Annotated in this window: 6 protein-coding genes; all 6 read right to left on the bottom strand. The window is 44.3% G+C overall.

Annotation, left to right across the window (positions count from 1 at the left end; all coding sequences use genetic code 11):
- Positions 1-1995 (bottom strand): MG2 domain-containing protein (locus VIP81_RS04990; protein ID WP_331957374.1); only part of this gene is annotated, 1995 nt, incomplete at its 3' end.
- A 148-nt stretch (positions 1996-2143) separates the two neighbouring features.
- On the bottom strand, positions 2144-3031 hold the full coding sequence (gene sucD / locus VIP81_RS04985; RefSeq protein WP_133807376.1) for a succinate--CoA ligase subunit alpha: 888 nt from the start codon (positions 3029-3031) through the stop codon (positions 2144-2146).
- A 90-nt stretch (positions 3032-3121) separates the two neighbouring features.
- Positions 3122-3640 (bottom strand): hypothetical protein, encoded by a 519-nt coding sequence (locus tag VIP81_RS04980; RefSeq protein WP_331957373.1) that lies wholly within the window; start codon positions 3638-3640, stop codon positions 3122-3124.
- Positions 3641-3678: 38 nt separating this feature from the next.
- A complete protein-coding gene (locus VIP81_RS04975; RefSeq protein ID WP_331957372.1) occupies positions 3679-4713 on the bottom strand; it encodes an AAA family ATPase in 1035 nt (344 codons plus the stop codon).
- Positions 4714-4736: 23 nt separating this feature from the next.
- Complete coding sequence (locus VIP81_RS04970) at positions 4737-5558, bottom strand: ABC transporter ATP-binding protein (RefSeq protein ID WP_331957371.1); 822 nt, start codon at positions 5556-5558, stop codon at positions 4737-4739.
- Between the two features lie 2 nt (positions 5559-5560).
- Positions 5561-6281, bottom strand: a 721-nt coding sequence (locus tag VIP81_RS04965; RefSeq protein ID WP_331957370.1) for an ABC transporter permease, incomplete at its 5' end; no start/stop codon positions are given.

Genomic DNA, 6281 nt, shown 5'->3' with positions numbered 1-6281 from the left:
TCTCAGGCTAAAGCTACCATTCATGCGGCCCTCCGGTAATACAAACTTACCTGAATAACTACCGTATTCATTAGTAGTGACGTTGATAGAATCTACTTTATCACCATTTACATCATACAAAAACAGTGTGGTAGTATAGTTGGCGAGGATATCGCTCTGTGTTTCTTTTGAACGCTTCTTTAGTACAATACCTTTGAAGTAGATGGTTTGGCCCGGGCGATAAATACTTCTATCCGCGAACAGAAAGGTTTGAGGAACAGACTTTTCGTTCGGCTCGTTATAATTATAGAAGTATTTGTATTCATCTTCATACAGTTCATCTACCCCGTTTTTCCAATGGAAGCGTAAGCGGCCACCTTCTTTAATGGGAGCCACCTTTATGCTGCCGTCCTTCCCGGTAACCAGCGATTGTTGCAGGATCCAGTTGTCGTAGTCGCCGCCATTTCTCAGCTTCATCACATCTACCTTGATTCCGCTTAATGGCTTGCCACTGCTACGATCCAGCGCATAGTAGGTATCATTATTTTCCAGGTAACTGATACCGGATACCCAGGTCAGGTGTACGGCAATAGGATTATTTTTGATTACGAATTTAGGATCTACGCTGGACAGCAGCATATAATGTCCTGCTGGCAAGGCGTCTATCTTTATTTCTGCTTTGTGGGTGATATAGTCCTTAGGGTCTGGCAATGCCTGTTCCCATGCTTTGACTACCGGGCGGCCCAGTATCAATTTCATGTAAGCATTTTCTTTGGTGGCATAGTTGTTCTGTGCCTTTTGCAATGATTGCAGAAATGCTTCGTCTACCTTCACGATGCGCAGATATATTTTACTGATATTCTGATATTTCACGAGGGCGCGGAACGGAAGTGCTGGTACATTTACGGCTTCTGTTACCAGTTCTATGGACATGGCCATGATCTCGTTCAGCGTTTCTGCACAAAGTACGCCACCAGCGGATTTCGGCGCCAATGCGATGGCTTTTTCACAAATGGCTTTCGCTTTTTTCATGGCTTCGCCTTTGCCATCTTTATCAGACTGGCCTTGCTCCAGGTAATAAGCCGCCTGTAAGTGCAATACGTCGGTTACTTCCGGCTGGCCGGTATAGGCCAGTTCCATCTGTTGCAGCGCCTGCAGATAAAGGGCTCCTTTATTTTCCATGACAGCTACCTGGTTCATGTAGGTAATTCTTTCTACATCGATATCCAGGAGCGCGGCTTTATCGCCGGCATGTAAACGGATCAGTTCCTGCAAAATCAGCAGGGCATGATATTGCAGGGAATTGTTGTCGGTGGTAGTAAATTGATGTGCGGCAAAAGTCGTTGCCGGCGCGAAAGCAGCGGGATCTGTCAGCTCAAACTGGTTGGCAGGATTGGTCACCGTTGACTCTCCTGATTTGAAATATTCCAGTGCACGGTGGGCCAGCAAATCGTACAGGGTTCCGCGTAAGGCGCGGGTATTACCTTTTACGATAATGGGATCAAACTCTGTGAGGGCGGTCTTTTCCAACAGCGCTTTATCTGATAGTGACGCCTGATAGCTGGCCGAAATTTGCTGATGTAGTTTATCGGCGCCCCAGGTGCTCACGTCTGTTCCTTCATCGTTGGCAATGTCGGTGCGATCATAGAACTTATAACGGTTACTTTGAAAATACCGGAGCAACATTTCCGCTTTAATACTTTGCAGGATTGCTTTCTGCGCACCGGTGGCGGCGGTGATTTGCTGATCCATTTTCTGCATATTCTGCAGGGTGCTGCTATCATTGATCTGGGCATTGTACTTCAGCTGGAAGATCAGGGCTTTGATTTGTTGCGCAGTGGCTTTGTCTTTCACGGCGTGTGCATAGATATCATTTACTACTTCCAGTGCGGATTTAGGTAATCCTTTTTCTTCCAGTGCCGTTATTTTCTTCCATGAATTATCATAATTAAACTGGGCCATCATCTTGTTGCTGCTAAAGATTAAAACAATGAATATTCCGACGAATAAACGCATATAGGATCGTTATTTACAGTAAGTTACTTCTTTTGGAGAGGATGCAGGTAGCTCCATGGTTTCCATAAATGGGGACAAAAAAAGGTGAAAAGCGAAGGAGTAATTCCGTTTCACTTTTCACCTTTATATATTTTTTCCGGCAGATAAATTATGCCAGTACTGCTTTCTTGCTCAGTACTTCTGCCATTGTTTTACCAATGTTAGCAGGGCTTTCCACTACGGTTACACCGCATTCAGCCATGATCTTCATTTTAGCAGCAGCAGTATCTTCTGCACCACCAATGATAGCACCCGCGTGACCCATACGGCGTCCTGGAGGAGCTGTTTGGCCAGCGATGAAGCCTACTACTGGTTTAGTACCATGTTCTTTGATCCACTGGGCAGCTTCTGCTTCCATGCTACCACCAATTTCACCGATCATGATGATACCTTCTGTTTCAGGATCGTTCATCAGCAGTTCTACCGCATCTTTGGTAGGTGTACCGATGATTGGATCTCCACCGATACCGATCGCTGTAGAAACGCCTAAACCGGCTTTAACCACCTGGTCAGCAGCTTCGTAAGTCAAAGTTCCTGATTTAGAAACGATACCGATTTTACCTTTTTTGAAGATAAAGCCGGGCATGATACCTACTTTAGCTTCATCTGCAGTGATAACACCAGGACAGTTTGGTCCGATGAGGCGGGTAGTGGTGCCTTGCAGGAAGTTTTTCGCTTTGATCATATCCTGCACAGGAATACCTTCCGTGATACATACCACCAGCGCAATACCAGCTTCGGTAGCTTCCATGATTGCATCAGCTGCAAAAGCCGGAGGTACAAAAATGATAGAAACATTTGCACCGGTTGCTTTTACTGCATCGGCCACCGTATTGAATACCGGACGCTCGAGATGCGTGCTGCCACCTTTACCCGGTGTAACACCACCCACTACCTGGGTACCGTATTCAATCATCTGAGTAGCATGGAATGTACCTTCAGTACCGGTAAATCCCTGAACAATCACTTTACTATCCTTATTAACTAAAACACTCATCGCGCTTGTTTTATTGGTTTAATATTATATGTCTGATTCTTCTGGACGGCAAAAATAAGCCGATTTCTATAATTCTGCAATTTAGCACCTTTAAGATAAAGCTACCAATTGGTTTAGAAAATAATTGGCGCTGGGGCAATTTGGATGCTTTGCGGCGTTTTCGATGGAAAAACCCCATCTGATGGCTCTTTTGCAGAAAATAGTCTTAGTGGGCCCTACGCCCTGACCAGTTTTCAATTGCACGATTTCGCGGATGGCTTGAAATGGAACCTGTTCATTTTCAGGCGTTTCGAAGGAATATCCTAATTCTTTGGTAAGAAATTGCATTAAATTATTATCTGCCAGTATCCAGGCTTCAAATTGTTTTCTGACGATCACCACTACATCTTCCGGCGAGGCTGCTATCCTGGCTTTGGCCGTAGTAAAACAGGGGTCAGTTTCAAGGTCCGCCACGATAATTATCTTTTCGGCGCCCTTCGCTTTTAATACTTCACGAAAACTTTCCAGATATTTAGGAAGCAGATTCCCGTTGCCAGCAGCATTGATGGCACCAATAAATTGTATGTTATTTTTAACCAATATTTGTTGAAAGGCCTCCGAATCCAGCATAAACTTTTCACAATCTCCTTCACAAATGAATCCCACTTTTACCATGGGAGGCCACCTCCGAGGGCGTTGGTCAACCAGGCCTCATCCAAGGGCAAGCCGTGCAGGTCATTGTCTTTTAGTTGCTTAATCTCCGTAAATCCATCTTTCTTGTCTACCAGTATAACTTCACTTGCCTTTAACTGAGAAACGAGGGTTTGGGAGTGGGTATTTACCCAAATATAATGGCCCTTCTCTTCACATTGAGACCTGAAAAACTGAACCAATTGTCTTACTACGTAAGGGTTTAGGCCATTTTCAGGTTCTTCAATACAGAGGAACTGAGGTTTGTCTGATTGATATACTGCGGTGAGCAGGCAGAGAATATTGTAGGAGCCATCGGAAATGAGATTGCGGCCGAAAGGATCCTTGTAGCCTTTCATGGTGAGCTGTAAGGTATCCCTGCCACTAATATTGTCTGAATAAACTTCCAATTTCTCAAATTCGGGGATGAATAGAGACAACCACTCAAACATTTCATCTTTTATCGATTCTATCAGCAACAGGCGTTTCAAAACTTTTTCCAAATTGCTCCCATCAAGTTTTAATTGATGGCTGCTGTCTATGTTTAATTTCACCTTGTCGATTTGACCGACAAAGATCCGTGAAGAATCAAAACCTAAAGCAGTCTTTGAAAAATACCCAGTGGGATCCTCATTTACTTCAGCTACCTTATTGCTAGTCTCGCTATGGCTTTCATGTAAAAGATTGGATCCGGGTTTCAAAAATCTCATCCCATACCCCACACCCACAGAGGTCAAAATATCCTCAGATGGAGCTGGATATGTGTCTAAGGAAATCTCAATACTGTAATTCCTTTTCAATTTTTTATTTGAAATTGTATCCCAACCACCAAATAATTCAATTGCTGTATCTCTACGCACATTCCAAGCTATCGCCAGGAACTCCACCGCCTCAAAAATATTACTCTTCCCCACCCCATTGGCTCCTATAAATGCCGAAAAAGGAGCAGGATCAACGATCTTCAGCTCCTTTATGGACTTATAGTTTTGTATGGTCAATTGTTTAATCTTCATATAATCATATTAGATTGAAGATATTACTTTTTATCCTGCTCCTGCTCCTTCTTCAGCTGCTCCCGCCATTTACCATCCTTAAACATCTCCAGCTGCCGCATTTCCTTGGCTTCTCTCAGGAACTCAGATGCAAAAATAAAGTCGTTTAGCTTCTGGTCTTTACTGAATACAATGTCTTTATTACTACCCTCCCATTGCTTCTGGCCCTGGTACATATATACAATATGGTCGCCGCTTTCCATTACGGTGTTCATATCGTGGGTATTGATCACGGTGGTGATATTATATTCTTTGGTGAGCTCGGTGATGAGTTTATCTATGAGCAGTGACGTTTGCGGATCCAGACCGGAATTGGGTTCATCGCAGAAAAGGTATTTTGGATTGAGTACGATGGCGCGGGCAATACCCACTCTTTTCTTCATACCACCGCTGATTTCGGCCGGAAATTTCTTAGCGGCTTCTTTCAGTTGTACCCTTTCCAGGCACTCTTCCACGCGGGCTTTCTTTTCTTTATGGGTGCCGGTACCGAACATGTCCAGTGGAAACATGACGTTTTGTTCCACGGTCATACTGTCGAACAGGGCGGAACCCTGGAACAGCATGCCTATTTCCTGGCGTATTACTTTCTTTTCTTTTTCTTCCATAGCGGTAAAGTCCTGGTTGTCGTACAGTACTTTTCCCTGATCTACGCCCATCAGTCCTACGATGCATTTCATCATCACGGTTTTACCGCTACCGCTGGAACCGATGATCAGGTTTACTTTGCCGGGCTCCATGATGGTTGATACGCCCTTCAGTATTTCCTTTTCGCCAAAGCTCTTTCTTATGTCTTGCAGTTCAATCATGATTACAGTAATATAGCCGTTAATGCGTAGTCCATGAATAATATCAGCACGCAGCTTACCACAACGGAGGTGGTGCTGGCCTTACCTATTTCCAGTGCTCCACCAGAAACATTGTAGCCATAATAGGCCGATACGCTGGCAATAATAAATCCGAACGTATAGGATTTGGCCATTGCAAAAAATACGTTGTATGCTTTAAACTCCTGCCGGAGTCCCTGCATAAACTGTTCAGAAGAAATGATACCGGATAATTCACCTGCTGCCTTACCACCAAAAATACCGAGGAAGCCGGCAATGGCTACCAGCACAGGTATCATCAATATGGCGGCCATAATTTTGGGTGCAATCAGGTATCCTTTGGTATTGATACCCATAATTTCCAGGGCATCAATTTGTTCTGATATCCGCATATTACCCAGTTCCGAAGCTATTTTAGAACCCACCACACCGGCCAGTACAATACAGGTCAGGGTAGGCGCAAATTCCAGGATAATAGTATCGCGTACCACCTGCGCGATGGTACTTTTAGGTATGATAGGACTTACCAGCTGATAGGCTGTTTGCAGCGTGGTTACACCTCCCATAAACAGGGAAATAATAAACACTATCCCAAACGACCCTACGCCGATATCCACACATTGCTGCATAAATTGCTTCCAGTACATCTTCATGTTTTCCGGGCGGGAAAACATGCCTTTAAGCATGAGCAGGAAGTTTCCGAAA

The sequence above is a fragment of the Chitinophaga sp. genome (genome assembly GCF_036566945.1).
Lineage (GTDB): Bacteria > Bacteroidota > Bacteroidia > Chitinophagales > Chitinophagaceae > Chitinophaga.
This window is presented reverse-complemented; position numbering and strand designations above follow the sequence as displayed.

Excerpts from the sequence above, each read along its gene's own strand:
- sucD (WP_133807376.1), bottom strand. The coding sequence starts at position 3,031 with ATGAGTGTTTTAGTTAATAAGGATAGTAAAGTGATTGTTCAGGGATTT.
- VIP81_RS04980 (WP_331957373.1), bottom strand. The coding sequence starts at position 3,640 with ATGCTGGATTCGGAGGCCTTTCAACAAATATTGGTTAAAAATAACATA.
- VIP81_RS04975 (WP_331957372.1), bottom strand. The coding sequence starts at position 4,713 with ATGAAGATTAAACAATTGACCATACAAAACTATAAGTCCATAAAGGAG.
- VIP81_RS04970 (WP_331957371.1), bottom strand. The coding sequence starts at position 5,558 with ATGATTGAACTGCAAGACATAAGAAAGAGCTTTGGCGAAAAGGAAATA.